At 61.3% G+C, this 26862-nt stretch carries 27 protein-coding genes and 1 pseudogene; 18 read left to right on the forward strand and 10 right to left on the reverse strand.

Going from position 1 to position 26862, the window contains the following annotated elements; genetic code table 11:
- The 14 genes from DNK59_RS23880 to DNK59_RS23945 form a co-directional block, all read left to right on the forward strand.
- Positions 1 to 2001 (forward strand): PAS domain S-box protein (locus tag DNK59_RS23880; protein WP_110724869.1); only part of this gene is annotated, 2001 nt, incomplete at its 5' end.
- A gap of 13 nt (positions 2002 to 2014) precedes the next feature.
- A complete protein-coding gene (locus DNK59_RS23885) occupies positions 2015 to 2644 on the forward strand; it encodes a response regulator transcription factor (protein ID WP_016963817.1) in 630 nt (209 codons plus the stop codon).
- 261 nt (positions 2645 to 2905) lie between these two features.
- A complete protein-coding gene (locus DNK59_RS23890; protein ID WP_092309327.1) occupies positions 2906 to 4030 on the forward strand; it encodes an ABC transporter ATP-binding protein in 1125 nt (374 codons plus the stop codon).
- A gap of 42 nt (positions 4031 to 4072) precedes the next feature.
- Positions 4073 to 5116, forward strand: coding sequence for an ABC transporter substrate-binding protein (locus DNK59_RS23895; protein WP_110724870.1), 1044 nt, complete (start codon positions 4073 to 4075; stop codon positions 5114 to 5116).
- Positions 5117 to 5261: 145 nt separating this feature from the next.
- Positions 5262 to 6509 (forward strand): ABC transporter permease, encoded by a 1248-nt coding sequence (locus DNK59_RS23900; protein ID WP_110724880.1) that lies wholly within the window; start codon positions 5262 to 5264, stop codon positions 6507 to 6509.
- A gap of 13 nt (positions 6510 to 6522) precedes the next feature.
- A complete protein-coding gene (locus DNK59_RS23905; protein ID WP_016963813.1) occupies positions 6523 to 7347 on the forward strand; it encodes an ABC transporter permease in 825 nt (274 codons plus the stop codon).
- A gap of 145 nt (positions 7348 to 7492) precedes the next feature.
- On the forward strand, positions 7493 to 8641 hold the full coding sequence (locus tag DNK59_RS23910; RefSeq protein WP_092309335.1) for an iron-containing alcohol dehydrogenase: 1149 nt from the start codon (positions 7493 to 7495) through the stop codon (positions 8639 to 8641).
- Positions 8642 to 8721: 80 nt separating this feature from the next.
- Entirely contained in the window at positions 8722 to 9396 is a 675-nt protein-coding gene (gene rpe, locus DNK59_RS23915; RefSeq protein WP_092309338.1) for a ribulose-phosphate 3-epimerase, read from the forward strand.
- Complete coding sequence (locus tag DNK59_RS23920; RefSeq protein WP_092309341.1) at positions 9393 to 10211, forward strand: phosphoglycolate phosphatase; 819 nt, start codon at positions 9393 to 9395, stop codon at positions 10209 to 10211. The genes rpe and DNK59_RS23920 overlap by 4 nt, the downstream gene beginning before the upstream one ends.
- Positions 10212 to 10282: 71 nt before the next feature.
- Positions 10283 to 11770, forward strand: coding sequence for an anthranilate synthase component I (gene trpE / locus DNK59_RS23925; RefSeq protein ID WP_110724871.1), 1488 nt, complete (start codon positions 10283 to 10285; stop codon positions 11768 to 11770).
- A 12-nt stretch (positions 11771 to 11782) separates the two neighbouring features.
- Positions 11783 to 12376: an aminodeoxychorismate/anthranilate synthase component II gene (locus tag DNK59_RS23930; RefSeq protein ID WP_110724872.1), complete on the forward strand. Its 594-nt coding sequence runs from the start codon at positions 11783 to 11785 to the stop codon at positions 12374 to 12376.
- A 9-nt stretch (positions 12377 to 12385) separates the two neighbouring features.
- Positions 12386 to 13435: an anthranilate phosphoribosyltransferase gene (trpD, locus tag DNK59_RS23935; RefSeq protein ID WP_016963746.1), complete on the forward strand. Its 1050-nt coding sequence runs from the start codon at positions 12386 to 12388 to the stop codon at positions 13433 to 13435.
- Positions 13432 to 14268 (forward strand): indole-3-glycerol phosphate synthase TrpC, encoded by an 837-nt coding sequence (gene trpC / locus DNK59_RS23940; RefSeq protein ID WP_110724873.1) that lies wholly within the window; start codon positions 13432 to 13434, stop codon positions 14266 to 14268. The genes trpD and trpC overlap by 4 nt, the downstream gene beginning before the upstream one ends.
- Positions 14269 to 14335: 67 nt before the next feature.
- The gene (locus DNK59_RS23945; RefSeq protein WP_092309353.1) at positions 14336 to 15037 is read left to right on the forward strand and encodes a lipoate--protein ligase family protein; all 702 of its coding nucleotides are present in this window, start codon (positions 14336 to 14338) and stop codon (positions 15035 to 15037) included.
- Here DNK59_RS23945 and crp read toward each other — a convergent pair.
- On the reverse strand, positions 15034 to 15678 hold the full coding sequence (crp, locus tag DNK59_RS23950; protein WP_092309356.1) for a cAMP-activated global transcriptional regulator CRP: 645 nt from the start codon (positions 15676 to 15678) through the stop codon (positions 15034 to 15036). The two genes, DNK59_RS23945 and crp, sit on opposite strands and share 4 nt — an antisense overlap.
- A gap of 234 nt (positions 15679 to 15912) precedes the next feature.
- On the opposite strand from crp, the gene DNK59_RS23955 reads away from it, so the two are divergent.
- A complete protein-coding gene (locus DNK59_RS23955) occupies positions 15913 to 16335 on the forward strand; it encodes an OsmC family protein (protein ID WP_009045862.1) in 423 nt (140 codons plus the stop codon).
- A gap of 73 nt (positions 16336 to 16408) precedes the next feature.
- Here the strand turns inward: DNK59_RS23955 and coq7 are convergent, their stop codons facing one another.
- From coq7 to hemJ, 6 genes are all read right to left on the reverse strand, one after another.
- Positions 16409 to 17056 (reverse strand): 2-polyprenyl-3-methyl-6-methoxy-1,4-benzoquinone monooxygenase, encoded by a 648-nt coding sequence (gene coq7, locus DNK59_RS23960; protein ID WP_110724874.1) that lies wholly within the window; start codon positions 17054 to 17056, stop codon positions 16409 to 16411.
- 127 nt (positions 17057 to 17183) lie between these two features.
- On the reverse strand, positions 17184 to 17522 hold the full coding sequence (locus DNK59_RS23965; protein WP_016963742.1) for a histidine triad nucleotide-binding protein: 339 nt from the start codon (positions 17520 to 17522) through the stop codon (positions 17184 to 17186).
- Positions 17523 to 17591: 69 nt separating this feature from the next.
- Positions 17592 to 18380, reverse strand: coding sequence for an SDR family oxidoreductase (locus tag DNK59_RS23970; protein ID WP_110724875.1), 789 nt, complete (start codon positions 18378 to 18380; stop codon positions 17592 to 17594).
- A gap of 61 nt (positions 18381 to 18441) precedes the next feature.
- Positions 18442 to 19359, reverse strand: coding sequence for a DUF805 domain-containing protein (locus DNK59_RS23975; RefSeq protein WP_110724876.1), 918 nt, complete (start codon positions 19357 to 19359; stop codon positions 18442 to 18444).
- Between the two features lie 96 nt (positions 19360 to 19455).
- Positions 19456 to 20424, reverse strand: a complete 969-nt coding sequence (locus DNK59_RS23980) for a nitronate monooxygenase family protein (protein ID WP_092309369.1) — start codon at positions 20422 to 20424, stop codon at positions 19456 to 19458.
- Positions 20425 to 20456: 32 nt separating this feature from the next.
- On the reverse strand, positions 20457 to 20888 hold the full coding sequence (gene hemJ, locus DNK59_RS23985; RefSeq protein ID WP_092309372.1) for a protoporphyrinogen oxidase HemJ: 432 nt from the start codon (positions 20886 to 20888) through the stop codon (positions 20457 to 20459).
- A gap of 136 nt (positions 20889 to 21024) precedes the next feature.
- On the opposite strand from hemJ, the gene argC reads away from it, so the two are divergent.
- Together argC and erpA are read left to right on the forward strand one after the other, a co-directional pair.
- On the forward strand, positions 21025 to 22059 hold the full coding sequence (gene argC / locus DNK59_RS23990; RefSeq protein WP_108545156.1) for an N-acetyl-gamma-glutamyl-phosphate reductase: 1035 nt from the start codon (positions 21025 to 21027) through the stop codon (positions 22057 to 22059).
- Between the two features lie 169 nt (positions 22060 to 22228).
- Complete coding sequence (erpA, locus tag DNK59_RS23995) at positions 22229 to 22579, forward strand: iron-sulfur cluster insertion protein ErpA (RefSeq protein ID WP_011063789.1); 351 nt, start codon at positions 22229 to 22231, stop codon at positions 22577 to 22579.
- 68 nt (positions 22580 to 22647) lie between these two features.
- Here erpA and DNK59_RS24000 read toward each other — a convergent pair whose 3' ends face one another.
- Positions 22648 to 23739, reverse strand: coding sequence for an anhydro-N-acetylmuramic acid kinase (locus DNK59_RS24000; protein WP_110724877.1), 1092 nt, complete (start codon positions 23737 to 23739; stop codon positions 22648 to 22650).
- 3 nt (positions 23740 to 23742) lie between these two features.
- Entirely contained in the window at positions 23743 to 25164 is a 1422-nt protein-coding gene (locus DNK59_RS24005; protein ID WP_110724878.1) for a peptidoglycan DD-metalloendopeptidase family protein, read from the reverse strand.
- Between the two features lie 209 nt (positions 25165 to 25373).
- Here DNK59_RS24005 and tyrS point away from each other — a divergent pair, with 209 nt between their 5' ends.
- A complete protein-coding gene (gene tyrS, locus DNK59_RS24015) occupies positions 25374 to 26573 on the forward strand; it encodes a tyrosine--tRNA ligase (protein WP_110724879.1) in 1200 nt (399 codons plus the stop codon).
- On the opposite strand, the pseudogene DNK59_RS32000 reads toward tyrS, so the two are convergent.
- Positions 26560 to 26862, reverse strand: a pseudogene (locus DNK59_RS32000) (hypothetical protein); the annotation flags it as partial. The gene tyrS and the pseudogene DNK59_RS32000 overlap by 14 nt on opposite strands.

The raw sequence follows: 26862 nt of genomic DNA on the forward strand, positions 1-26862 counted from the left end.
GTGGTGGGGGAGCGCAAGGGGGCGGGCGCGGTAGAGCTGGAAAAGCTCGACAGCCAGGCCCGGGTAGCGGTGCGGATGCCCAGTGCGGTGGCCGACTATCTGCGTCAGACCTACCCCAACCTGAATCTGCAAGGGGTGCCCCTGGAGCGCCAGGCCCTGCAGTTGCTGCTGAGCCAGCAGGCCCGCTATGCGGTGGTGGACGAGGCCCAGCTCAGTCGCTTGTCGGCGGAGGCGGAGTTCGCCGGGCTGGCGGTGGTGGGCGACATTGGCCTGCCGCAACTGTTGCGGGTGGCGACCCGGCGCGACTGGCCGGAACTGGCCAGCATCGTCGAAAGAGCCTTGCATGCGATCCCGGCCAAGGATCTGGAGCAACTCCACAGCCGCTGGCTGCAGCCCAAGTACCCGCGGCTGGGACAGTCCCCCGGCGTCTGGCAGAACCTCAGCCTGTTGCTGGTGATCCTGTTGCTGGCCAGCCTGGCGATCGTCTTCTGGCAGCGCCGCCAGCAACGCGGGCTGGAGCTGCGACTGTTGGCGGCTCGTGAAGACATCGCCCTGCGCGCTGCCAGCGAAGAGGCCCTGCGCCTGACGCAGTTTTCCATCGACCAGAGCACCGTGGGCATTCTCTGGGTCAACTGGGACAGCCATGTACGCTACGCCAACCGCGCGGCCGAGGAGATGCTCGGTTATCCGGCGGGCGGGGTGATCGACCGGCCGTTGATCGACTTCGAACCCAACCTGCACATGGACCGCTGGCTCAACCTGTGGAAACGCGCCCGGGCCAGCGAAGAGGGCGCGCAAAGCTTCGAGACGGAGTGCGTGCGCGCTGATGGCAGTATCCTGCCGGCGGACGTGTCATTGAGTTTCCTGCGCTTTCGCGACAGCGAGTACCTGGTGGTCTATCTCAATGACGTCACCGAGCGCCGGCGGGCCCTGGCGGCCTTGCGTGAAAGCGAAGCACGCCTGCAGGGCATCGCCGCCAACGTTCCGGGGCTGGTGTTTCGCCTGGAGCGGGCGCCGGTCACCGGGCAGATCGACTTTGCCTACATCAGCGAGGGCAGCGAAACCCTGGTGGGCTACCCGCCGGCGGTCCTGGCCCACCGGGACACCGGCCTGCGCAGCCTGGTGCACCCGGACGATAAGGCCAGCTATCACCAGACCCAGGATCAGGCCCTGGATACCGACAGTGACTGGTCCTGGCAGGGTCGCATCCTGACCCGTCAGGGCCAGCAGCGCTGGGCCGAGATCAAGGCCATTACCCGGCGACTGGATGATGGCGCCTTCGTTTGGGATGGCATTGTCTGGGACATCAGCGAAAGCAAGCGCATCGAGCTGGAGCTGGCCAGCTCCCGGGAGCAATTGCGCGAGCTGTCGGCGCACCTGGAGAGCGTGCGCGAGGAGGAAAAGGCCCGCATTGCCCGGGAAGTCCATGACGAGCTGGGACAGATGCTCACCGTGCTCAAGCTGGAAACGTCCATGTGCGAGCTGGCCTATGCCCAGCTTGACCCGGGCCTGCATGAGCGCCTCAACAGCATGAAGCGCCTGATTGCCCAGCTGTTCCAACTGGTGCGCGACGTGGCCACCGCCCTGCGGCCGCCGATCCTCGATGCGGGCATCGCCTCGGCCATCGAATGGCAGGCCCGGCGCTTCGAGGCGCGGACCCAGATTCCCTGCCTGGTGCAGGTTCCGGACAACCTGCCGCGTTTGAGCGACGCCAAGGCCATCGGCCTGTTCCGCATCCTCCAGGAGGCCCTGACCAATGTCATGCGGCATGCCCAGGCGCATACTGTGGAGCTGTCCCTGACCCTGGAAGGCGCCGAACTGTGCATGAGCATCAGTGATGACGGTCTGGGTTTCGACACCGCTTCAGCGCGTCCGACCTCCTTTGGTCTGGTGGGCATGCGCGAGCGGGTGCTGATCATGGGCGGCAGCCTGGTGCTGCAAAGCGTGCAGGGCGAAGGCACCACCTTGAGCGTCCGGGTGCCCCTGGATCCAGAACAATAACGAGGAGAAGCACGTGATCCGTGTACTGGTAGCCGAAGACCACACCATTGTCCGTGAGGGCATCAAGCAACTGATCGGCTTGGCCAAGGATCTCACTGTGGTGGGGGAGGCGAGCAACGGTGAGCAACTGCTGGAAACCCTGCGCCAGGTGAGTTGCGAAGTGGTGCTGCTGGACATCTCCATGCCCGGGGTGAACGGGCTGGAGGCGATTCCGCGGATTCGCGCGCTGCACAATCCGCCGGCGATTCTGGTGCTGTCGATGCATGATGAGGCGCAGATGGCCGCCCGGGCGTTGAAGATCGGCGCTGCCGGCTACGCCACCAAGGACAGCGACCCGTCGCTGCTGCTGACCGCGATTCGCAAGGTGGCCTCGGGCGGGCGCTACATCGATCCGGATCTGGCGGACCGCATGGTCTTCGAAGTCGGCCTGACTGACGCCCGCCCCTTGCACTCACTGCTGTCCGAGCGCGAATTCTCGGTCTTCGAACGCCTGGCCCAAGGGGCCAATGTCAATGACATCGCCCAGCAACTGGCGCTGAGCAGCAAGACCATCAGCACCCACAAGGCGCGGCTGATGCAGAAACTCAACGTCACATCCCTGGCCGAGCTGGTGAAGTACGCCATGGAGCACAAGTTGCTCTGACACCTTCTGCAGTGCCCTCTCCACCTCCCGGGGAGGGCACTTATCCATTTACGACATCCCCGCTGTCGGGCTTTTGCCGTTTCTTGCCGCTTGCAGCTTGCCGCTGACCACCGCCCTTATCCAATCCCGCCATCCTTGTAGGGCAATCCCTACACGCAACCTTCCAGGCGGCTGAGGCGAATCTCTCCTGAGCCCCGATTTGCGGGACTTGCGCGCTCCACTAGGCTTGCTCCACAGCCGTCTAAAACAAAAGGTGTGGGTATGAGCGAGGTCGTTTCAAGCGCTGGGGCCAACGATGTTCTGGTCAGTTTTCGTGGTGTGCAGAAGAGCTACGACGGCGAGAACCTGATCGTCAAAGACCTCAACCTGGAAATTCGCAAAGGCGAGTTCCTCACCTTGCTGGGGCCGTCCGGCTCCGGCAAGACCACCAGCCTGATGATGCTGGCCGGTTTCGAGACTCCGACCGCTGGCGAGATCCAGCTGGCCGGGCGTGCCATCAACAATGTGCCGCCGCACAAGCGCGACATCGGCATGGTGTTCCAGAACTACGCCCTGTTCCCGCACATGACCGTGGCCGAGAACCTCGGTTTTCCGCTGTCGGTGCGCGGCCTGGGCAAGACCGACATCAGTGAACGGGTCAAGCGCGTGCTGAGCATGGTCCAGCTCGATGCCTTCGCCCAGCGCTACCCGGCGCAACTGTCTGGCGGCCAGCAGCAGCGGGTGGCCCTGGCCCGCGCCCTGGTGTTCGAGCCGCAGCTGGTGCTGATGGACGAACCCCTGGGCGCCCTCGACAAGCAGCTGCGCGAACACATGCAGATGGAGATCAAGCACCTGCACCAGCGCCTGGGCGTGACCGTGGTCTACGTGACCCACGACCAGGGCGAAGCCCTGACCATGTCCGACCGGGTGGCGGTGTTCCATCAGGGCGAGATCCAGCAAATCGCCCCGCCGCGGACCCTCTACGAAGAGCCGAAGAACACCTTCGTCGCCAACTTCATTGGCGAGAACAACCGTCTCAACGGCCGCCTGCACAGCCATAACGGCGAGCGCTGCGTGGTGGAGCTGGGGCGTGGCGAGAAAGTCGAGGCGCTGGCGGTGAACGTCGGCCGCGTCGGCGAGCCTGTGACCCTGTCCATCCGGCCGGAACGCGTGAGCCTCAACGGCTCCAGCGAAAGCTGCGTCAACCGCTTCTCCGGGAGGGTGGCGGAATTCATCTATCTGGGCGACCACGTCCGGGTGCGCCTGGAAGTCTGCGGCAAGAGCGACTTCTTCGTGAAACAGCCGATTGCCGAGCTCGATCCTGCGCTGGCGGTGGGTGACGTGGTGCCGCTTGGCTGGCAAGTCGAGCACGTTCGCGCGCTTGACCCGCTTCTAGAGGCGAATTGATCGCCCCCTGCAACACCAACCTGCACGTGGAGAACACAATAAATGTTGAGATCCCTGAAATTCACCGCCCTGGCATTGGGCATGATGGGTGCGGCGCACGCCATGGCGGCGGGCCCGGACCTGACCGTGGTGTCCTTTGGCGGGGCGAACAAGGCGGCACAGGTCAAGGCGTTCTATGCCCCTTGGGAAGCGGCGGGCAATGGCAAGATCGTGGCCGGCGAGTACAACGGCGAGATGGCCAAGATCAAGGCCATGGTCGACACCAAGAGCGTGTCCTGGGACCTGGTGGAAGTCGAGTCTCCGGAACTGTCCCGCGGTTGCGACGAGGACATGTTCGAGCAACTGGACCCGGCCCTGTTCGGCAAGAGCGAAGATTACGTCAAGGGCGCTATCCAGCCATGCGGCGTAGGCTTTTTCGTCTGGTCCACGGTGCTGGCCTATAACGCCGACAAGCTGAAAGCAGCCCCCAGCAGCTGGGCCGACTTCTGGGACACCAAGAAATTCCCGGGCAAACGCGGCCTGCGCAAGGGCGCCAAGTACACCCTGGAATTCGCCCTGATGGCCGACGGTGTCGCGCCCAAGGACGTGTACAAGGTGCTGGCCGGCAAGGACGGCCAGGACCGTGCCTTCAAGAAGCTCGATGAGCTCAAGCCCAGCATCCAGTGGTGGGAAGCCGGCGCCCAGCCGCCGCAGTACCTGGCTTCCGGCGACGTGGTCATGAGCTCGGCCTACAACGGCCGGATCGCCGCGGTGCAGAAGGAAAGCAACCTGAAAGTGGTGTGGAACGGCGGCATCTACGACTTCGACGCCTGGGCCATTCCAAAAGGTCTGGACAAGGCTCGCGCAGAAGCTGCGAAAAAATTCATCGCCTACTCGGTCCAGCCGCAACAGCAGAAAACCTATTCGGAAAACATCGCCTACGGCCCGGCCAACACCCAGGCGGTACCGCTGCTGAGCAAGGACATCCTCAAGGACATGCCGACCACCCCGGAAAACATCGCCAACCAGGTACAGATCGACGTCAGCTTCTGGGCTGACAACGGCGAGCAGCTGGAACAGCGCTTCAACGCCTGGGCAGCCAAGTAACCACCCCCTGCTGTTGTAGGAGCGAGCTCGCTCGCGAAGGCGTCATCAGCTCAAGCCTGATGTTGAAGGATGCCCTTGGATGCGCGGGCAAGCCCGTTCCTACCCCGGTGGCTTGTATTCGAAAGATCGATTCGCGGAGTTTGTCATGACCATCACCGTTCCCCTGAACGCGGTCACCGGCCCGACCTTGAAGCAGCGGCTGGCCCGTGCCGAGCGGGTCAACCGCTGGAAGGCGCAGGCCTTGATCGCGCCCCTGGTGCTGTTTCTGTTGCTGGTGTTCCTGGTACCGATCGTGGCGCTGCTGTACAAGAGCGTCGGCAACCCGGAAGTGGTCGGCGGCATGCCGCGCACGGTGGCGGCCGTGAGTGCCTGGGACGGTCGTGGCCTGCCCGGCGAAGGGACCTACAAGGCCTTGAGCGAGGACCTGGCGGACGCCCGCAAGAATCAGACCCTGGGCGACCTGTCCAAGCGCCTGAACATGGAACTGGCCGGCTATCGCAGCCTGCTGACCAAGACCGCCCGCGCCTTGCCGTTCAAGGCCGAGCCCGAATCCTATAAAGAAGCCATGGAAAGCCTGGACGAGCGCTGGGGCGACCCGGCCTACTGGCAGGCGATCCGCCGCAACACCAGCAACCTGACCCCTTACTACCTGCTGGCGGCGGTGGACCATCGCATCGATGACCTGGGCGAACTGGCCCCGGCTACCCCGGACCAGGCCATCTACCTGGACATCTTCGCCCGGACCTTCTGGATGGGGCTGGTGATCACCGCCATCTGCCTGGCCCTGGCCTATCCCCTGGCGTACCTGCTGGCCAATCTGCCGGCACGCAAGAGCAACCTCTTGATGATCCTGGTACTGCTGCCGTTCTGGACCTCGATCCTGGTGCGGGTCGCGGCCTGGATCGTGCTGCTGCAATCCGGTGGCCTGATCAACAGTGCGCTGCTGGCCATGGGGGTGATCGACAAGCCCCTGGAGCTGGTGTTCAACCGCACCGGGGTCTACATCTCCATGGTGCATATCCTGCTGCCGTTCATGATCCTGCCGATCTACAGCGTGATGAAGGGCATCTCGCCGACCTACATGCGTGCGGCAATTTCCCTGGGTTGCCACCCGTTCGCCAGCTTCTGGCGGGTGTATTTCCCGCAAACCTATGCCGGGGTCGGCGCTGGCTGCTTGCTGGTGTTCATCCTGGCCATCGGCTACTACATCACCCCGGCCTTGCTGGGCAGCCCGAACGATCAGATGGTCAGTTACTTCGTCGCCTTCTACACCAACACCAGCATCAACTGGGGCATGGCCACGGCCCTGGGCGGCCTGCTGTTGCTGGCGACCGTCGTGCTCTATCTGATTTACAGCTGGCTGGTGGGCGCCAGCCGCCTGCGCCTGAGCTAAGGAGAGATTCGAAATGCTGAGCCCCTACATGTCTCCCGTCGAACGGGTCTGGTTCTACAGCTTGCGGATTCTCTGCGGCTTGATCCTGTTGTTCCTGGTGTTGCCGGTGCTGGTGATCATCCCACTGTCGTTCAACTCGGGGAGCTTCCTGGTGTACCCGTTGCAGGGGTTCTCGCTGCACTGGTACCAGGACTTCTTCGCCTCCGCCGAATGGATGCGGGCGCTGAAAAACAGCATCATCGTGGCCCCGGCCGCGACCTTGCTGGCCATGGTCTTCGGTACGCTCGCGGCCATCGGCCTGACCCGCGGCGACTTTCCCGGCAAGGCGCTGGTAATGGCCCTGGTGATTTCGCCGATGGTGGTGCCGGTGGTGATCATCGGTGTCGCCAGCTACCTGTTCTTCGCGCCGCTGGGCATGGGTAACAGTTTCTTCTCGCTGATCATCGTGCATGCGGTGCTCGGGGTGCCTTTCGTGATCATCACCGTGTCGGCGACCCTGCAGGGCTTCAACCATAACCTGGTGCGCGCCGCGGCGAGCCTCGGGGCTTCGCCCTTGACCACGTTCCGCCGGGTGACCTTGCCGTTGATCGCGCCCGGGGTCATCAGTGGCGCGCTGTTCGCCTTTGCCACCTCGTTCGATGAGGTAGTGGTGACCCTGTTTCTGGCCGGTCCGGAGCAAGCGACCCTGCCACGGCAGATGTTCAGCGGCATCCGTGAAAACCTCAGCCCGACCATTGCTGCGGCGGCGACGCTGCTGATCGCCTTCTCGGTGATTCTGCTGCTGACCCTGGAATGGCTGCGTGGACGCAGCGAGAAACTGCGTACCGCCCAGGTGTAAAAAAACGCGCGTTTCCCCCGTCCGGGCCACTGAAGGGTGTTCCGGGCGAGGGACGATGGGGCATTCGTCCGCTGAATAGGCGACAACCGATAATCCACGTCTACGCTTGTGCCAGCTTCCCCCTTCTATATAAGAGGCTGCGCACATGAGTATTTCCTCTTTCAAGATCGCTCATAAGCTGCTCACCGGCAGTACCGCCATCGAGCAACTGGCCGCTGAGCTGACTCGCCTGGATGTCGACAACCCGCTGATCGTCACGGACGCCGCGCTGCTCAAGTCGGGCACGGTGGCGCTGGCGTTGGCCCATCTGGGGGAGCGCGATCACGAGATCTTCGACCGGGTGCTGCCCGATCCGGAAATCGCCATCGTCGAAGACTGCATGCAGGTCTACCGCGAAGGCGGGCATGACGGTCTGATCGGGGTGGGGGGCGGCAGCGCCATCGACATTGCCAAGAGTGTCGCGGCTTATGCCGGTTATCACGGCGCCCTGGAAGACCTGTTCGGCATCGATCAGGTGCCGCGCAAGGGGCCGCCGCTGATCGCCATTCCCACCACCGCCGGTACCGGTTCGGAAGTCACCAACGTGGCGATACTGTCGGACAGGGCTGCGCAGTTGAAGAAGGGCATTGTCAGCGACTACCTGCTGCCGGACGTGGCTCTGGTCAGCCCGCAGATGACTCTGACCTGCCCTCGCAGTGTGACCGCCGCCAGTGGCGTCGATGCCCTGGTGCACGCGATTGAAGCCTATCTGTCGCTGAGTGCCTCTGCGATCACCGATGCCCTGGCCATAGGGGCCATCAAGCTGATCGTCAAGGCGCTGCCCAAGGCCTATGCCAACCCGGCCAACCTGCAGGCGCGGGAGGATATGGCCACCGCCAGCCTGATGGCGGGCATGGCCTTCGGCAATGCCGGGGTCGGCGCGGTGCATGCGATGGCCTATCCCCTGGGGGGGCGTTTTCATATGTCCCACGGGGTCAGCAATGCCTTGCTGCTGCCCTATGTCATGACCTGGAACAAGATGGCCTGTGTCGAGCGCATGCAGGATATCGCCGAAGCCATGGGGCTGCAGACCGCGCACTTGAGTGCCAGCGAGGCCGCCGATCGGGCCGTGGACGCGATGACGGCCCTGTGCGCTGCGGTGGAGATTCCCAATGGCTTGCGCAGCTTTGGCGTGCCCGAGGAGGCGATTCCCGCTATGGCCGTGGAGGCCGCGGGGATCGAGCGTCTGATGCGCAACAATCCGCGCAGACTGAGTCCTGCCGATATCGAGAAGATCTATCGCGCGGCCTACTGATCATCGCGGTTACGGTGTGCGCTCCAAAGCATGAGGTATACAATGCGCGCCATCGTGATTCTGCTCAAAAAAGGTGCGTCATGCAGCCCTTCGCTATTGCTCCGTCGATTCTCTCCGCCGACTTCGCCCGTCTGGGCGAGGAAGTGGACAATGTCCTGGCCGCCGGTGCCGATATCGTCCACTTCGATGTCATGGACAACCACTATGTGCCGAACCTGACCATCGGCCCGATGGTCTGCTCTGCGCTGCGCAAGTACGGAATCACCGCGCCGATCGATGCGCACCTGATGGTGACTCCGGTGGACCGCATCATCGGTGACTTCATCGAGGCGGGCGCGACCTACATCACCTTTCACCCGGAAGCCACCCTGCACGTGGACCGTTCCCTGCAGATGATCCGCGAAGGTGGTTGCAAGGCCGGCCTGGTGTTCAACCCGGCGACCCCGCTGGACGTGCTCAAGTACGTGATGGACAAGGTCGACATGGTGCTGCTGATGAGCGTCAACCCGGGCTTTGGCGGGCAGAAATTCATTCCTGGAACCCTGGACAAGCTGCGCGAGGCGCGGGCCTTGATCGACGCCTCCGGCCGCGATATCCGTCTGGAAATCGATGGTGGGGTGAACGTCAACAACATCCGCGAAATAGCCGCCGCGGGCGCCGATACCTTCGTGGCCGGCTCGGCGATCTTCAACGCGCCGAACTATCGGGAAGTCATCGAGAAAATGCGCGCTGAACTGGCGCTGGCTCGGCCATGAGTGCGTTCGAGCAGCTGTTCCCGGGGCGCCTGCCGCGGCTGGTAATGTTCGACCTGGACGGCACCCTGGTCGATTCGGTGCCGGACCTCGCTGCCGCCGTGGATCAAATGCTGCTCAAGCTGGGGCGCAAGCCCGCGGGGATCGAGGCGGTGCGCGAGTGGGTCGGCAATGGCGCTCCGATGCTGGTGCGCCGGGCTCTGGCCAACAGCCTGGATGCTCAGGGCGTCGACGAAGTCGAGGCTGAACATGCCCTGGAACTGTTCAACAGCGCCTACGAGGACAGTCACGAACTGACCGTGGTTTATCCCGGTGTCCGCGAAACCCTCAAGTGGTTGTACAAGCAGGGCGTGGAAATGGCCCTGATTACCAACAAGCCCGAGCGTTTCGTAGCCCCCTTGCTGGATCAGATGAAGATCGGCCGGTATTTCCGCTGGATCATTGGCGGTGACACCCTGCCGCAGAAGAAACCCGATCCGGCGGCGCTGTTCTTCGTGATGAAGATGGCCAGCGTGCCGGCCTCGCAATCGCTGTTCGTCGGCGACTCGCGCAGTGATGTGCTGGCCGCCAAGGCAGCAGGAGTCAAGTGCGTAGCGCTGAGCTATGGCTACAACCATGGCCGGCCGATTGCCGAAGAGCTGCCGGCGCTGGTGATCGACGACTTGCGGGCGCTGATCCCCGGTTGCTTAGAACCTGCCGCTGAGATAACGTTGCCCGACGCTGTTCCATCCCCTTCTGGAAACTCCATCGTGGTGGTCACTCGCAAACTCTGGATGAAAGTCATCAAGGCCTTGGCCCGTTGGCGTTGGCGCGCCTGATTTTTGTCTGGCCGGCCCTGCCGGTGTGTTTGCATACCTGACTGTTAGACCCTCAAGCCACGAGGCATCCCATGATTCGCGAAGAATTCCTGCGTTTGGCCGCAGCCGGTTACAACCGTATCCCGCTGGCCTGCGAAACCCTTGCCGACTTCGACACGCCGCTGTCGATCTACCTGAAACTGGCCGATCAGCCCAACTCCTACTTGCTGGAGTCGGTGCAGGGCGGCGAGAAGTGGGGGCGCTATTCGATCATTGGCCTGCCATGCCGCACCGTGTTGCGGGTGCACGGCTTCCAGGTCAGCGTGACCCACGATGGCGTGGAGATCGAACGCCATGAAGTGACCGACCCGCTGGCCTTCGTCGAGGAATTCAAAGCCCGCTATAACGTGCCGACCATCGCCGGCCTGCCGCGCTTCAACGGCGGCCTGGTGGGGTATTTCGGTTATGACTGCGTGCGTTATGTCGAGCCGCGCCTGGGCCAGTGCCCGAACCCGGATCCGATCGGCGTGCCGGATATCCTGCTGATGGTTTCCGACGCGGTGGTGGTGTTCGACAACCTGGCGGGCAAGATGCACGCCATCGTGCTGGCCGATCCAAGCCAGGACAATGCTTTCGACGCCGGCCAGGCGCGTTTGCAGGAGTTGCTGGCACAACTGCGCCAGCCGATCACCCCGCGCCCGGGGCTGGATTTCAGCAAGCAGCAGGCCTGCGATCCGGTATTCCGCTCCAGCTTCACCCAGGCGGATTACGAGCGGGCCGTGGACACCATCAAGGAATACATCCTGGCCGGCGACTGCATGCAGGTGGTGCCGTCCCAGCGCATGTCCATCGATTTTTCGGCCGCGCCCATCGATCTGTACCGGGCGCTGCGCTGCTTCAACCCGACGCCCTACATGTACTTCTTCAACTTCGGTGACTTCCACGTAGTGGGCAGTTCGCCGGAGGTGCTGGTGCGGGTCGAGGACAATCTGATTACCGTGCGGCCGATCGCCGGCACCCGTCCGCGGGGCGCCACCGAGGAAGCCGACCTGGCCCTAGAGCAGGACCTGCTGTCGGACGCCAAGGAAATTGCCGAGCACCTGATGCTGATCGACCTGGGGCGCAACGACACCGGTCGGGTCTCCGAGATTGGCTCGGTGAAGCTCACCGAGAAGATGGTGATCGAGCGTTATTCCAACGTGATGCACATCGTCTCCAACGTCACCGGCCAACTGAAATCCGGCCTGACGGCGATGGACGCACTGCGAGCGATCCTGCCGGCGGGCACGTTGTCCGGCGCGCCGAAGATCCGCGCCATGGAAATCATCGACGAGCTGGAACCGGTCAAGCGTGGAGTCTACGGCGGCGCCGTGGGTTACTTCGCCTGGAACGGCAACATGGACACCGCGATTGCCATTCGAACTGCGGTGATCAAGAACGGCGAGCTGCATGTACAGGCCGGCGGCGGGATTGTTGCCGACTCGGTGCCGACCCTGGAGTGGGAAGAGACGCTGAACAAGCGTCGCGCAATGTTCCGTGCCGTGGCACTGGCTGAACAAACCCCCGCATCCAAGGCTTGAGGAGTTTCCACTATGTTGCTGATGATCGATAACTACGACTCCTTCACCTATAACGTCGTCCAGTACCTGGGCGAGTTGGGGGCCGAGGTGAAGGTGGTGCGCAATGACGAGTTGACCGTGGCTGAAATCGAGGCGCTCAAGCCGGAGCGCATCGTGGTTTCGCCCGGTCCTTGTACACCCACCGAAGCCGGCATCTCCATCGAGGCGATCAAGCATTTCGCCGGCAAGCTGCCGATTCTCGGCGTGTGCCTGGGGCACCAGTCCATCGGCCAGGCCTTTGGCGGCCAGGTGGTACGTGCCCGGCAAGTGATGCACGGCAAGACCAGCCCGGTGTTCCATCGTGACCTGGGGGTATTCACCGGCCTGAACCTGCCGCTGACGGTGACCCGCTACCACTCGCTGGTGGTCAAGCGGGACAGCCTGCCCGATTGCCTCGAAGTCACCGCCTGGACTCAACTGGAAGACGGTTCCGTCGACGAGATCATGGGGCTGCGCCACAAGACGCTGAATATCGAGGGGGTGCAATTTCACCCCGAGTCTATTCTCACCGAGCAGGGCCACGAGCTGTTCGCCAACTTCCTCAAACAGAGCGGCGGCACGCGCTAAGGACTTTTCATGGATATCAAGACTGCCCTGAGCCGTATTGTCGGCCATCTGGACCTGAGCACCGACGAGATGCGCGATGTGATGCGCGAGATCATGACCGGTCAATGCACCGATGCGCAGATTGGCGCTTTCATGATGGCCATGCGCATGAAAAGCGAGAGCATCGACGAAATCGTCGGCGCGGTGTCGGTGATGCGCGAGTTGGCGGACAAGGTCGAGCTCAAGACCCTCGACGGTGTGGTGGACGTGGTGGGCACTGGCGGTGACGGTGCGAACATTTTCAACGTTTCCACGGCTTCCTCTTTTGTGGTCGCGGCGGCCGGCTGCACGGTCGCCAAGCATGGCAATCGCGCGGTGTCCGGCAAGAGCGGCAGTGCCGACCTGCTGGAGTCGGCCGGGGTCTACCTGAACCTGACTCCGGTCCAGGTGGCCCGCTGCATCGACAATGTCGGTATCGGCTTCATGTTTGCCCAGTCTCATCACGGTGCCATGAAATATGCCGCTGGCCCGCGCCGCGACCTTGGTCTGCGGACCCTGTTCAACATGCTTGGCCCGCTTACGAATCCGGCCGGTGTGAAACATCAGGTGGTGGGCGTATTCACCCAGGCGTTGTGCCGGCCATTGGCCGAAGTCTTGCAGCGCCTTGGCAGCAAGCACGTCTTGGTGGTGCATTCCCAGGATGGCCTGGACGAGTTCAGCCTGGCCGCGCCGACCTATGTGGCTGAGCTGAAGAACGACCAGATCACCGAGTACTGGGTGCAACCCGAAGACCTGGGCATGAAGAGCCAGAGCCTGTTTGGCCTGGTGGTGGAAAGTCCGGCGGCGTCCCTGGAGCTGATTCGCGATGCCCTGGGACGACGCAAGACCGAGCATGGCCAGAAGGCCGCCGAAATGATTGTGCTCAATGCCGGTGCGGCGCTGTATGCCGCCGATCATGCCAGCAGCCTGAAAGAGGGCGTGGCTCTGGCTCACGATGCCTTGCACACGGGCCTGGCCCGGGAAAAGCTTGAGGAACTGGGCGCCTTTACCGCGGTGTTCAAGCAGGAGAATGAAGGATGAGTGTGCCGACTGTTCTGGAAAAGATCCTCGCCCGCAAGGTGGAGGAGGTTGCCGAGCGTAGCGCGCGTGTCAGCCTGACCGAGCTGGAAACCCTGGCGCGCGCCGCCGATGCCCCGCGCGGTTTCGCCAAGGCTCTGCAGGAGCAGGCCAAGCTCAAGCAACCGGCGGTGATCGCCGAGATCAAAAAGGCGTCACCCAGCAAAGGTGTGATCCGCGAGAACTTCGTTCCGGCCGACATCGCCAAGAGCTATGAGAAGGGCGGCGCCACCTGCCTGTCGGTGCTCACCGACGTCGACTTTTTCCAGGGAGCCGATGCTTACCTGCAGCAGGCTCGGGCGGCCAGCAAGTTGCCGGTTATCCGCAAGGATTTCATGATCGATCCCTATCAGATCGTCGAAGCCCGCGCCCTGGGGGCCGACTGTGTGCTGCTGATCGTCGCCGCGCTGGATGACGGGCGAATGGCCGAGCTGGCCGCGGTGGCCAAGGGCGTTGGCCTGGATGTACTGGTGGAAGTGCACGATGGTGACGAACTGGAGCGGGCACTGAAAACCCTCGACACGCCGTTGGTGGGGATCAACAACCGCAACCTGCACACGTTCGATGTCGACCTGGAAACCACCCTCGACCTGCTGCCGCGGATTCCCCGCGACCGCCTGGTGATTACCGAGAGTGGCATTCTCAATCGCGCCGATGTCGAGCTGATGGAAATCAGCAACGTCTATTCGTTCCTGGTGGGCGAGGCGTTCATGCGCGCCGAGAGCCCGGGCAGCGAGCTGCAACGCCTGTTCTTCCCCGAGCGCGGCGTCCCGGTCAGCGGTTCGACCCTGGACTGAGCCTGAAACACTGAACAAGCCGGCGTTGCCGGCTTTTTCATATCTACTGCCAAGGACTTGCCCTGTCATGACTCAACCCCTTGCCTTGACCGTCGAAGCCGGCCTGCAGGCCGAGCAGGATCTGCTGGCCCAGGTGTGCGCCACAGAGCAGGAGTTTGGCCTGCTGTTCTGGCAGCCCAGTGACCGGGCACTGGTGATGCCGCGGCGCCTGAGCCGCCTGCCCGGATTCGAGCAGGCTTGCCAGGTGTCGGCCGCCAATGGCTGGCCGGTGTTGTTGCGGGAAACCGGTGGCGAGCCGGTGCCGCAGTCGGCGGCCACGGTGAACATTGCGCTGGTCTACGCACCGCCGCGTAGCGAGGGGGATCAGGGGCGGATTGAAACGGCCTATCGACGCTTGTGCCAGCCGATTTGCGACCTGCTCACCGAGTTGGGAGGCAATCCGTCATTGGGCGAGGTGGACGGTGCCTTTTGCGATGGGCGCTTCAACGTCAATCTGGACGGTCGCAAGTTGGTCGGCACTGCCCAGCGCTGGCGCCAGAGCAAGGGCGGGCAGCGGCCAGTCGGGTTGGTACACGGAGCCTTGTTGCTGGATAACGAGCGCGCCTCGATGGTAGAGGCGGTCAATGCCTTCAATCAGGCCTGTGGACTGGAGCAGCGTTGCCGGGCCGAGAGCCATATCGCCTTGCATGAGGCTTTTGCCGCCCCCGATGCCATCGGCCGGCTGGACAGCCTCTACCGAGAGATGCTCAACGGCTTTCTGCCGGGCTAGCGGGTGCCGAACACCACCATGGTCTTGCCTTTTACGTGAACCAGGTTGCGTTCTTCCAGGTCCTTGAGGACCCGGCCAACCATTTCCCGTGAGCAGCCGACGATCCGGCCGATCTCCTGGCGGGTGATCTTGATCTGCATGCCGTCCGGATGGGTCATGGCATCCGGTTGCTTGCACAGCTCCAGCAAGCAGCGGGCAACCCGTCCGGTCACGTCGAAGAACGCCAGATCGCCGACCTTGCGCGTGGTGTTGCGCAGGCGCTGGGCGATCTGCCCGCTCAGCACGTACAGAATGTCCGGATCGATCTGCGACAGCTCTCGGAACTTGGCATAGCTGATTTGTGCCACTTCACATTCCACCTTGGCGCGCACCCAGGCGCTGCGTTGCTGCTCCTGCCCGGCCTCTTCGAACAGCCCCAGTTCACCGAAGAAGTCCCCGGCGTTGAGGTAGGCAATGATCATCTCCCGGCCGTCGTCGTCTTCGATGAGGATGGTCACCGAACCCTTGATGATGAAGTACAGGCTGTCGGACACGTCGCCGGCGCAGATGATGTTGCTCTTGGCCTGATACCGGCGGCGTTGACAGTGCATCAGCAACTTGTCGAGATTTTTGATCCTGGGGGTGGGGGCAACAGCAACCATGGTTGTATCCCGAAAAGACTGCACGGTATGAGGTGTTTGTTATGGGGTGAAAAGCGAAGCTGTTTGACGCTGGCGATGCGCCATTCATTTGGCGTCAGCTTAACAGACACATCCTAAGCAGATTTAAGATTTTTCTTGGTGAAAATCGGCAATATACCTGCATCTGGCAAAGCGCGGCCCGGGCAAAACCCTGTGCTAAGCTGGCGACCCTTTTTTAGCAGTGGAGTCTTGGCGATGAAGGCACGCATCCAATGGGCTGGCGAAGCCATGTTCCTCGGTGAGTCGGGCAGCGGTCATGTCGTGGTGATGGACGGCCCACCAGAAGCCGGTGGACGTAATCTGGGTGTTCGCCCCATGGAAATGCTCCTGCTGGGCGTGGGCGGTTGCAGTAACTTCGATGTGGTCAGCATTCTGAAGAAGTCACGCCAGGCCGTGGAAAGTTGCGAGGCCTTCCTCGACGCCGAGCGCGCGACCGAAGATCCCAAGGTCTTCACCAAGATTCACATGCACTTCGTGGTCAAGGGGCGGGGCTTGAAAGAAGCCCAGGTCAAGCGCGCTATCGAGCTGTCGGCGGAGAAATACTGCTCGGCCTCGATCATGCTCGGTGCCGCTGGCGTGGCCATCACTCACGATTACGAAATCGTCGAGCTCGGCTGATTGGCGTCGATTGTTGCGGGCAAAGCAAAGGGCGCTCATGGAGCGCCCTTTTTTGTCGGAGGCAGCAGCGGATTCAGATCCGGTAGGTGCTTTTGGTCATGACCTTGGCCAACAGGCTCATGCCGAACTTGACCGGTGCCGGGAAGCGAAAGCCGCCGGCTTCAAGGGCGGTTTCGGCGTGGTGTTCTTCGTCGATCCGCATCTGCTCGAGAATGGCCCGGGACTTTTCGTCCTCGGCCGGGAGCTGTTCCAGGTGCTCGTTCAGGTGTTTGCAAACCTGATCTTCGGTGGCGGCGACGAACCCCAGGCTGACCTTGTCGCTGATCAGTCCGGCCGCTGCGCCGATGCCGAACGACAGGCCGTAGAACAACGGATTGAGAACACTGGGATGGCTGCCCAACTGACGAATACGTTGCTCGCACCAGGCCAGGTGATCGATCTCTTCTTCGGCGGCATGTTCCATGGCCTGGCGTACCTGGGGCAGCTTGGCGGTCAGCGCCTGGCCCTGGTACAGCGCCTGGGCACAGACTTCCCCGGTATGGTTGATGCGCATCAGGCCGGCGACATGCCGGGTGTCCTCGTCACTCATCTGCGCATCCGGCCGCACGATGGCCGGCGACGGGCGATAAGGTTGGCCACTGAACGGCAACAGCGTGCGTATGGCCATATCGGCCTGCAGCAGCAGGCGGTCAATCGGCGAGTAGTGACGTTGGGTAGTCATGCTTATCTCCGGGAAGAATCACGGCGGCCAGTTTACTCCAATCGATGGGGCGAAAACTGCGCTGGATCAGCGCACCCTCGTCGCAGACCGGACGAGAGGGCGCCGTGCAGGAATGTGGGTGGGGCAATCAGCCCGGAGGCCAGTTCATCTGGCGTTGACCCAGCACATGCATGTGAATGTGATAGACGGTCTGTCCGCCCAGCTCATTGCAGTTCATCACCACCCGGAAGCCGTCTTCACAGCCTTGTTCCTTGGCCAATCGCTGGGCGGTGAACAGAATATGTCCGGCCAGGGCCTTGTCGTCCTCGGTGAGATCGTTGAGGGTGCGGATGGGCTTTTTCGGAATCACCAGGAAGTGCACCGGCGCTTGCGGGGCGATGTCGTGGAAGGCCAGAACCTGGTCGTCCTCGTAGATGATCTTGGCGGGTATTTCTCTGTTGATGATCTTGGTGAACAGAGTATCCACAGCTGTTTCTCCATTGGGTTGGTCCGGGCTGAGTGTACTCAGGCTCATCCTGTGCGCCCAGCCCGGCATCTAACGTGGGCAATAGGCCCGATTGACGTAACCGACGATCTTGCGGGTCAGCCAGCGCGAGCCGAGGCGGCTGCTGAAAGCCATCCAGCGGTTCAGGCGGCCGGGAATGATGATGGCGCGGTTTTTTTCCAGCGCGCGGACCGCGTACAGGGCCACTTCCTCGGGGCTCATGAGCAGTCTGCTGTCGTTGAGCTTTTGAGTGTCCATTTGTGCCGTGCGGAAAAAGCCCGTGCGAGTCGGGCCGGGGCACAGCACCGAAACCTTGACTGCGCACTTTTTCAGTTCTTCGCGCAGGCCCTCGGAAAAGTGCAGGACATAGGCCTTGCTGGCGTAGTAGGTGCTCATCCACGGGCCGGGATAGAAGGCGGCTACCGAGGCGACGTTGAGAATCTGTCCGCCACCCAGCAGCGCCATGCTGTTGCCCAGGGCATGACACAGGCGGGTAAGGGCAAGGATGTTGACCTCGATCAGGTCCTGTTCGGTCATCCAGTCTTGGGCCAGGAAGGGGCCACAGGTGCCGATGCCGGCGCAATTGACCAGCAGGTCGATCTGACGCTCGCCTTCCTCCAGTTCCAACAGGAAGCCGGACAGGCGCAGAGGCTCCCCCAGGTCGCAGGCGCGAAACAGCACTTCGACACCAAAGCGCTGGGTCAACTCCAGGGCGATAGTTTCCAGCTGATCACGCTGGCGGGCCACCAGAAGCAGGTTGCGCCCACGCCGGGCCAGGGCTTCGGCCAGGGCCAGGCCTATGCCGCTGGAAGCACCGGTGATCAGAGCGTAACGGGTCATGCATTTCTCCATCGCAACGGCCGGTCGCCTGCGACAGGAAGGGTCGCAGGCTCGGACGCGTTTATTCTTGCTCGGATTCTACAGGGGCCGCGGCGCTGTCGGCGGGTTCAGCCTCTTCGTCAACGCCGGCGGAGTCGACGTTTTCGCTGTAGCTGGTCTCGCTGTAGCGATCTTCCAGAGAGCTCAGGCCGCCGGCCACCAGGCCAATGATCAACGCCACGATCAGTACCACCCACATCCACGACAGGACCTTGACCGCAGTGGTATTGGGCGGTGGCGGGGCGCCGTAGCGGTTGGCGACGTTACTGCCCGGGCTGACCATCAGCACCAGGGGGAAGATGCTGCCGACGATTGGCACGAAGTTCAGCAACCATAGCCAGCCGGACCAGCCCAGGTCATGCAGGCGCTGCACGCTGATCTGGATGCTGACGACGATGAAACCGATGAACACCACGATGCCGCCGATGATCCCGACTCCAGTGAGGAGCGTGGAGTTGAGCACAGCAGCGGAAAGAATGCCGAAGAACGCACCGACTCCGACCACGGCCAGCATCGCGACCGTCAGGACCAGGGTCCAGGCCAGGTAGCGCAGGCGACCGATGCGGCCCTCGAAGCTGAAGACATTGAGCGTGGCGTATTGCGGTAGAGCCTCGCCGACCGTGGCTTGCGGAGGCGCGTAGGGCGACTCGCTGATTGGGGCCGGGGTCGGGGCATGGGTGACTGCGTCCAGGTTCAGGTCCAGAGCCTGTTCAGCTTCGATTCGGGCATCGATCCCGGCGTTTTTCAGGGCTTCCAGGTAACGCTGTGCGTCCGCCTGAGTCAGATCGCGTTTGAGTTCTACCCGCTGACCGCTGAACAGACGCTCTACTGCGGCAGCATCGCTTTTGAACAGTTCGGCCAGGTTCAGTTGGGCGGTGGACTTCTCGACGCCGGGCAACAGTGTGCCGTCGAAAACAATCTTGTAGCGGGTTTCGCTCATGGGGGGCATCCCTGTCTCTTGAAAAGAAGGCTTACATAAAAGGCCGCTAGTTTAAGGCCAGCGCCCCCCCGCTGGCCAAAAAACAATGAGAACGGGTTAACGTGGCCAGCGATTGCTCAACTGCGCGGCGCGTTCCTGGGCGGCCTGGTATTCGCTGTCCAGGCGGGCGATCAATTGATCGACGCTGGGCAGGTCGTTGATTTCGCCTACGCCTTGGCCGGCCGACCATACGGTTTTCCAGGCCTTGGCCTCGTCGCTGATGGGCTTGAGCTTGGAGCCGAAGTTGATGTCACCCTTGCCTTGCAGGGCGGCCAGGTCGAAGCCGGCATTCTCCAGGCTTTGGCGCATGAAACTGGCAGGCACCCCGGACACTGCGGCGGTGTGCACGATGTCCGCAGCACGGGAACTGAGCAGCATCTCTTTGTAGGCGTCCGGCGCGTGACTTTCGCGGGTGCCGATAAAGCGTGTACCCAGATACGCCAGGTCGGCACCGAGCAATTGAGCGGCGAGAATCTCGTGGCCGCGATTCAGGCAGCCGGCCAGCAGCAGGGTCTTGTCGAAGAACTGGCGAATTTCGGCGATAAGGGCGAAGGGGCTCCAGGTGCCAGCATGCCCGCCGGCCCCTGCGGCGACGGCGATCAGTCCATCGACTCCGGCTTCTGCGGCTTTCTCCGCGTGCCGGCGCGTGGTCACGTCATGGAACACCAAGCCACCGTAGCTGTGTACGGCGTCGACGACTTCCTTGACCGCTCCCAGGCTGGTGATGACGATTGGCACTTTGTGCTCGATGCAGATCTGCAGATCCGCCTGCAGGCGCGGATTGCTGTTGTGCACGATCAGGTTCACCGCGTAGGGGGCAGGGTTCTCCAATTTGCCCAGCCCCGCCTCGATCTCTTCGAGCCAGGCCTTGAAGCCACTGCTTTCTCGCTGGTTCAGGGCCGGGAAGCTGCCGACCACGCCATTGCGACAGCAGGCCAGGACCAGCTCGGGGTTGGAGATCAGGAACATCGGCGCCGCCACCAGAGGCAGGCGCAGGTGTTGCTCGAGCAGAACGGGCAGTGACATTGGAGTACCCCCAGGTAAGTGACTAGTCAGTGTTAGAACGGCCTGACAACGACCAGAATTACGATAGCCAGCAATAGCAGAACCGGTACTTCATTGAACCAGCGATAAAAGACATGGCTGCGGTTGTTCTCGCCACGGGCGAAGCGTTTCACTTGCGCGCCGCACATGTGGTGATAACCGATCAGGATTACCACCAGGGTCAGCTTGGCGTGCATCCAGCCGCCCTGGCCGAAGTAGGCGCTGGGGTTGAGGCTGATCAGCCAGATGCCGAAGATCAGCGCCGCGATCATCGCCGGGCCCATGATAAAGCGATACAGCTTGCGCTCCATCAGGCAGAAGCGCTCGCGGCTGACGGCATCTTCGCTTTGGGCGTGATAGACGAACAGGCGTGGCAGGTAGAACAGGCCGGCAAACCAGCAGACCACGCTGACGATATGAAAGGCTTTGAGCCATAGATAGAGCATTTTTAGTTATTCCCAGATTCACGGTGGCGAAGATAGTAGAGGGTAGAGCGGCCGCACGTCACCTTGACGGTTGTCGCAGGGGCGCGCCGCCCCTATTATCGGCAGCCTTTCCAGTGGGTTCGTTGAGGGCAGGTTTATGGTCAAGGTCGGTATCGTCGGCGGCACGGGTTACACCGGTGTCGAACTGCTGCGTCTGTTGGCACAGCATCCGCAAGCGCGAGTGGAGGTCATCACTTCGCGATCCGAAGCCGGCCTGGCCGTCGCCGACATGTACCCGAACCTGCGCGGTCACTATGACGGCCTGGCCTTTAGCGTGCCGGACATCAAGACCCTGGGGGCCTGCGATGTGGTGTTCTTCGCCACGCCTCATGGGGTAGCCCATGCCCTGGCCGGGGAATTGCTGGCGGCGGGAACCAAGGTCATCGATTTGTCGGCGGACTTCCGTTTGCAGGATGCCGATGAGTGGGCCAAGTGGTACGGCCAGCCCCACGGCGCGCCCGAGCTGCTGGATGAGGCGGTCTACGGGTTGCCGGAAGTCAACCGCGAGCAGATCAAGAAGGCTCGGCTGATCGCTGTTCCGGGCTGCTACCCAACCGCCACCCAGTTGGGCTTCCTGCCGCTGCTGGAGGCGGGTCTGGCTGATGCGTCGCGTCTGATTGCCGACTGCAAGTCCGGTGTCAGCGGTGCTGGCCGTGGTGCCAGTGTGGGTTCGCTGTACTCGGAAACCTCTGAAAGCATGAAGGCCTACGCGGTCAAAGGGCATCGTCACTTGCCGGAAATCCGCCAGGGGTTGCGCCGGGCAGCAGGCAAGGATGTCGGTCTGACCTTTGTTCCGCATCTGACACCGATGATTCGCGGTATTCATTCCACGCTCTACTCGACAGTTGTGGACCGTTCGGTTGATTTGCAGGCTTTGTTCGAGAAGCGCTATGCCAATGAACCTTTTGTCGATGTGATGCCGGCGGGCAGTCATCCTGAAACCCGTAGCGTGCGTGGCGCCAATGTGTGCCGGATCGCGGTGCATCGTCCGCAGGACGGCGATCTGGTGGTGGTGCTGTCGGTCATCGACAACCTGGTCAAGGGCGCTTCGGGGCAGGCGGTGCAAAACCTCAATATTCTGTTTGGCCTGGATGAGCGTCTGGGGCTGTCTCACGCGGGCATGCTGCCTTGAGACCGTTTTAGCGTTGAACAGAAAGGCCCGTCTGACGGGCCTTTCTGCGTTATGCGGGTAGCTGTACGACTATTGATATACCGTAACAATAGTTGACCGCTTTTCTAGGAGAAGCGGATAATGCGCGTCATTACGCAGTATGGCGGCTTAACGCCGGGAGATAGTCAGCATGAGCGTTGAATCCTTCACCCCCACGGCTTTGCAATTCACTCAAGGTGCAGCGCACAAGGTGAAGACCCTGGTCGACGAAGAGGGTAATGATCGCTTGAAGCTGCGCGTATTCGTTACGGGCGGCGGTTGTTCGGGGTTTCAGTACGGCTTCACTTTTGATGAGGAAGTGGCCGAGGATGACACCATCGTTGAGCGCGAGGGTGTGAGCCTAGTGGTGGACCCCATGAGTTTCCAGTACCTGGCTGGTGCTGAGGTGGACTATCAGGAAGGTCTGGAAGGTTCGCGTTTCGTGATCAAAAACCCCAATGCCACCACTACCTGTGGTTGCGGGTCATCGTTTTCGATCTGATCGGTTACTAAAAGCCATTCCTAGCGCCGCAGGGTCTGACGATCCTGCGGCGTTTTGCTGTCTGGTGTTCAGGCAGGGTAGATAGCGCCCAGTATCCGCAGACCGCGGGCGCCGGTAACGCTGGGGCGGTTGGCGGCAATGCCTTCCATGCAGCAATGGGCCAGCCAGGCGAAGGCCATGGCCTCTACCCAGTCAGGGTCCACGCCATATACAGCGGTGCTGCTCACTCGTGTCCCGGGCAACAGGGCCGCGAGGCGCTGCATCAGGGCATTGTTGTGGGCGCCGCCGCCACAGACCAGAAGCTCCTGGGTGTCGCTTTGTGCCGCCTGCAGCGAGTGAACTATGGTCAGTGCGGTCAGTTCCAGCAGAGTGGCTTGCACATCTTCGGCGGGAAGCGGGGGGTGCTGTGCCAGCTGTCGTTGCAGCCACTGTAGATTGAATACTTCGCGTCCAGTGCTCTTCGGCCCTTGTGTGGCGAAGAACGGGTCGCTGAGCAGGGTGGCCAACAAGGACTGGTCGAGTTGGCCGCTGGCTGCCCACTGACCGTGGCGGTCAAAGGTTTCTGCGCGTTGATCCTGTATCCAGGTATCGAGCAGCACATTGCCTGGGCCGCAATCGAAGCCGGTCACTGGTTTGTCCTTCTCGATCAGGCTCAGGTTACTGAAGCCGCCAATGTTCAGAACCGCACGGCTTCCTGTGCATCGTTCGAACAGGGCTTCGTGGAAGGCCGGGACCAGTGGTGCTCCTTGGCCGCCGGCGGCTACATCGCGACTGCGAAAGTCGCTGACTACGCTGATGCCGGTAAGCTCCGCAAGCAGTGCCGGGTTGCCGATCTGCACAGTAAAACCGCGGCTCGGTTCATGGCGCACTGTCTGGCCGTGACTGCCAATCGCGCGAATGTCCTGAGCTTGCAGTTGTTGCTGTTGCAGAAGGCTATGGATGCCCTGGGCAGCCAGCTTGACCCAATGCTGCTGGGCCATGGCAGAGCGGGCGATCTCATCTGGGCCGCTGGCGCACAAGCTCAGCAGCTCGGCGCGCAGGGACTCTGGCATGGGGATGTAGTGGGTGGCGATCAGTCTGATCGCCGGATCCTGCTCGATCAGGGCAATGTCCAGGCCATCAAGGCTGGTGCCGGACATTACTCCTATATAGCGCGCCATGGTTCAGCGTTTGCTCGAGGCCAGCATCGTGGCCTTTTCCTGCTCCATTCGAGCCATCAGAGGCTGGCTCTGCTGGAGGAAGCGAGCGCGCTCTGCCTTGGCAATCGGGTCGGCCATCGGCAGTTTCTGGCCCAGCGGGTCTACGTGCACGCCGTTGACCTGGAACTCGTAATGCAAGTGTGGCCCGGTGGACAGGCCTGTGGTGCCGATATAGCCAATGACCTGCCCCTGCTTCACCGAACCGCCGGTTTTGACGCCTTTGGCAAAGCCCTGCATGTGGCCATACAGCGTGCGGTAGGTATTGCCGTGCTGGATGATTACGGTGTTGCCGTAACCGCCGCGACGACCTGCCAGCAGGACCTTGCCATCGCCGGCTGCCTTGATGGGGGTGCCCCGCGGAGCGGCATAGTCGACGCCCTTGTGAGCGCGGATTTTGTTCAGGATCGGATGTTTACGACCCATGGAGAAGCGTGAGCTGATGCGGGCAAAGTCCACTGGCGTGCGGATGAACGCCTTGCGCATGCTGTTGCCGTCTGCGGTGTAGTAGCTGCTGGAGCCCTGTTTATTGGTGTAGCGCACTGCCGTATAGGTTTTGCCACGGTTGGTGAAGCGTGCGGAAAGGATATTGCCGGTCCCGACCACTTTGCCGTTGGCGACTTTCTGCTCATAGATCACGTCAAACTCGTCACCCTGGCGAATGTCCTGAGCGAAGTCGATGTCGTAGCCGAAAATGTTCGCCATATCCATGGTCAGGCTATGGGACAGGCCGGCGCGGGCGGCGGACTGTGAAAGCGAACTGTTGATAACGCCGTGAACGTAGGCTGAGCGCACCACTGGCTTGGTGATCACTCGGTTGAAGGTAAAGCCTTTAGGGCCTTTGGTCAGGGTGATGGTTTCCAGATCGCTGACTTTTGTGTGCAGGTTGTTCAGTTGGCCGTCTGGGGTCAGTTCGAACTCCAGCTTCTGGCCATGTTTGAGCTGAGAGAACTGTTTGGCTTGCTTGTCGCTTGCCAGTATTTCATGCACCGAGGTGGCCGGCAGGCCGACCTTCTCGAACAGTGTGGACAGGGTGTCGCCCTTGGTCACTGTTACTTCTCTATGGCCCGGGGCTTTTGCTTCTTCCGTAATGGCAGGCGCAGGCGTGCTTTCTGCTGATTCTGTGGTGTCTTCTTGGGTGTTTTCGATCTGTGCGAAAGGTGAGGCTACTGCTTCAGTTGTGGCTTGTTCCGTAGATGCGGCGTCTTGATCTTGTGTGAGTTGCTCGATCGGGCTTTCCAGATCAAGGCTCAATGTCGTTTTTTTGGCTTCAACATCACTGGAAGGGAATACCAGCAGAGCCAGACTTAGAAGGGCTGCTATGCCGCTTGCGGCGAGCAGGTGGCTCTTCGGATAAAGCGGTGGCGCTTTAGACGGTTCGGTGGTCATAGGTAATTTGACTTTGAAAAGATGAAGTGGAAAAGATGAATGACATGATGAAGATGAAATAACTGTATAAAATATAACCAAATCATCTGTGACGCAAGCGTGTGGACACTCTGTTCTCTGAATGCTTCCGTACGCCGGGCAAAACTTGTAATTAGTCCGTGATCTTGTATGGTTGGTTCCCTTTTGAATCTGAGCCTTGCGGGTCTGTTATGAAGTCGGTTGAAGAGCAGCTAGCGCTGATCAAGCGTGGTGCGGAAGAGTTGTTGGTCGAGTCCGAGTTGATCGAGAAGCTCAAGCGTGGCGTGCCGCTGCGTATCAAGGCTGGCTTTGACCCGACTGCGCCGGATTTGCATCTTGGGCATACCGTGCTCATTAATAAGCTGCGTCAATTCCAGGATCTGGGTCATCAAGTGATCTTCCTGATTGGCGACTTTACCGGGATGATCGGTGATCCAAGTGGTAAAAGTGCCACTCGTCCGCCGCTGACCCGCGAGCAGGTTCTGGAGAATGCCGAGACCTATAAAAGTCAGGTCTTCAAAATTCTCGATCCAGCCAAGACTGAGGTGGCTTTCAACTCTACGTGGATGGACAAGATGGGGCCGGCGGACTTTATTCGTCTGACTTCCCAATACACGGTTGCGCGCATGCTTGAGCGCGATGACTTTGATAAGCGCTACTCGACCAATCAGCCGATCGCTATCCATGAGTTCTTGTATCCGCTTGTCCAGGGGTATGACTCGGTTGCGTTGCGTGCTGATGTCGAGCTGGGTGGTACCGACCAGAAGTTCAATCTCTTGATGGGGCGGGAGCTGCAGCGCGGTTATGGTCAGGAAGCACAATGCATTCTGACTATGCCGTTGCTTGAAGGGTTGGATGGGGTCAAAAAGATGTCCAAGTCCTTGGGCAACTATGTAGGTATCCAGGAAGCGCCGGGGGTTATGTACGGCAAGCTGGTTTCCATCCCTGATGCGTTGATGTGGCGTTATTTCGAACTGCTCAGCTTCCGTTCGATGGAAGAGATCAATGCATTCCGCGCTGATGTCGAGGCGGGTGCTAATCCGCGTGATATCAAGATCAAGCTGGCTGAGGAAATTGTTGCGCGCTTCCATGGTGAAGAGGCAGCGGCCAGCGCGCATCGTGCCGCGGGCAATCGCATGAAGGATGGAGAGCTGCCGGAGGATCTGCCGGAGATCGAGTTGGCTGCTGCTGAGGATATGCCGATTGCTGCTGTCCTTAACAAGGCCGGGCTGGTTAAGAATGCCGCAGTCGCGCGTGATCTCCTGAGCTCTGGTGGTGTGCGCGTCGATGGTGAGGTTGTTGATCGCTCCTATATATATGCCTTGGGTGCGACGCATGTTTGCCAGGCCGGCAAGAAGGCGTTTGCGCGGATTACGCTTAAGTCTGAATAAAATAGAAGATAGGTGTTGACGGCGAGTTATTTGTCTCTATAATTCGCCCCACTTCCGGCGCAGTCGAAACGGAAAACTCCTTGAGATTCAATGAGTTACGCGGTTTTCGACAGCGGTTACGCTTCAGTTCATCGAAGCCAGAAGCAGTTGGCAAAGCAGTGTTTTTCGCCTTGTTAACGATTCGATCCTCTCGGTCGAAAGCGGTTGAAAAGAGGTGTTGACAGCAGCGTGTAACGCTGTAGAATTCGCCTCCCGCTAACGAGAGATCGAAAGCGCAAGTGGTTGAAGT

This window comes from Pseudomonas sp. TKO26 (assembly GCF_003225665.1).
Lineage (GTDB): Bacteria > Pseudomonadota > Gammaproteobacteria > Pseudomonadales > Pseudomonadaceae > Aquipseudomonas > Aquipseudomonas saponiphila.

Bases quoted from the DNA above. Each gene is read 5' to 3' on its own strand.
- DNK59_RS23890 (WP_092309327.1), top strand. From the start codon at position 2,906: ATGAGCGAGGTCGTTTCAAGCGCTGGGGCCAACGATGTTCTGGTCAGT.
- DNK59_RS23895 (WP_110724870.1), top strand. From the start codon at position 4,073: ATGTTGAGATCCCTGAAATTCACCGCCCTGGCATTGGGCATGATGGGT.
- DNK59_RS23900 (WP_110724880.1), top strand. From the start codon at position 5,262: ATGACCATCACCGTTCCCCTGAACGCGGTCACCGGCCCGACCTTGAAG.
- DNK59_RS23905 (WP_016963813.1), top strand. From the start codon at position 6,523: ATGCTGAGCCCCTACATGTCTCCCGTCGAACGGGTCTGGTTCTACAGC.
- DNK59_RS23910 (WP_092309335.1), top strand. From the start codon at position 7,493: ATGAGTATTTCCTCTTTCAAGATCGCTCATAAGCTGCTCACCGGCAGT.
- rpe (WP_092309338.1), top strand. From the start codon at position 8,722: ATGCAGCCCTTCGCTATTGCTCCGTCGATTCTCTCCGCCGACTTCGCC.
- DNK59_RS23920 (WP_092309341.1), top strand. From the start codon at position 9,393: ATGAGTGCGTTCGAGCAGCTGTTCCCGGGGCGCCTGCCGCGGCTGGTA.
- trpE (WP_110724871.1), top strand. From the start codon at position 10,283: ATGATTCGCGAAGAATTCCTGCGTTTGGCCGCAGCCGGTTACAACCGT.
- DNK59_RS23930 (WP_110724872.1), top strand. From the start codon at position 11,783: ATGTTGCTGATGATCGATAACTACGACTCCTTCACCTATAACGTCGTC.
- trpD (WP_016963746.1), top strand. From the start codon at position 12,386: ATGGATATCAAGACTGCCCTGAGCCGTATTGTCGGCCATCTGGACCTG.
- trpC (WP_110724873.1), top strand. From the start codon at position 13,432: ATGAGTGTGCCGACTGTTCTGGAAAAGATCCTCGCCCGCAAGGTGGAG.
- DNK59_RS23945 (WP_092309353.1), top strand. From the start codon at position 14,336: ATGACTCAACCCCTTGCCTTGACCGTCGAAGCCGGCCTGCAGGCCGAG.
- crp (WP_092309356.1), bottom strand. From the start codon at position 15,678: ATGGTTGCTGTTGCCCCCACCCCCAGGATCAAAAATCTCGACAAGTTG.
- DNK59_RS23955 (WP_009045862.1), top strand. From the start codon at position 15,913: ATGAAGGCACGCATCCAATGGGCTGGCGAAGCCATGTTCCTCGGTGAG.
- coq7 (WP_110724874.1), bottom strand. From the start codon at position 17,056: ATGACTACCCAACGTCACTACTCGCCGATTGACCGCCTGCTGCTGCAG.
- DNK59_RS23970 (WP_110724875.1), bottom strand. From the start codon at position 18,380: ATGACCCGTTACGCTCTGATCACCGGTGCTTCCAGCGGCATAGGCCTG.
- DNK59_RS23975 (WP_110724876.1), bottom strand. From the start codon at position 19,359: ATGAGCGAAACCCGCTACAAGATTGTTTTCGACGGCACACTGTTGCCC.
- DNK59_RS23980 (WP_092309369.1), bottom strand. From the start codon at position 20,424: ATGTCACTGCCCGTTCTGCTCGAGCAACACCTGCGCCTGCCTCTGGTG.
- hemJ (WP_092309372.1), bottom strand. From the start codon at position 20,888: ATGCTCTATCTATGGCTCAAAGCCTTTCATATCGTCAGCGTGGTCTGC.
- argC (WP_108545156.1), top strand. From the start codon at position 21,025: ATGGTCAAGGTCGGTATCGTCGGCGGCACGGGTTACACCGGTGTCGAA.
- erpA (WP_011063789.1), top strand. From the start codon at position 22,229: ATGAGCGTTGAATCCTTCACCCCCACGGCTTTGCAATTCACTCAAGGT.
- DNK59_RS24000 (WP_110724877.1), bottom strand. From the start codon at position 23,739: ATGGCGCGCTATATAGGAGTAATGTCCGGCACCAGCCTTGATGGCCTG.
- DNK59_RS24005 (WP_110724878.1), bottom strand. From the start codon at position 25,164: ATGACCACCGAACCGTCTAAAGCGCCACCGCTTTATCCGAAGAGCCAC.
- tyrS (WP_110724879.1), top strand. From the start codon at position 25,374: ATGAAGTCGGTTGAAGAGCAGCTAGCGCTGATCAAGCGTGGTGCGGAA.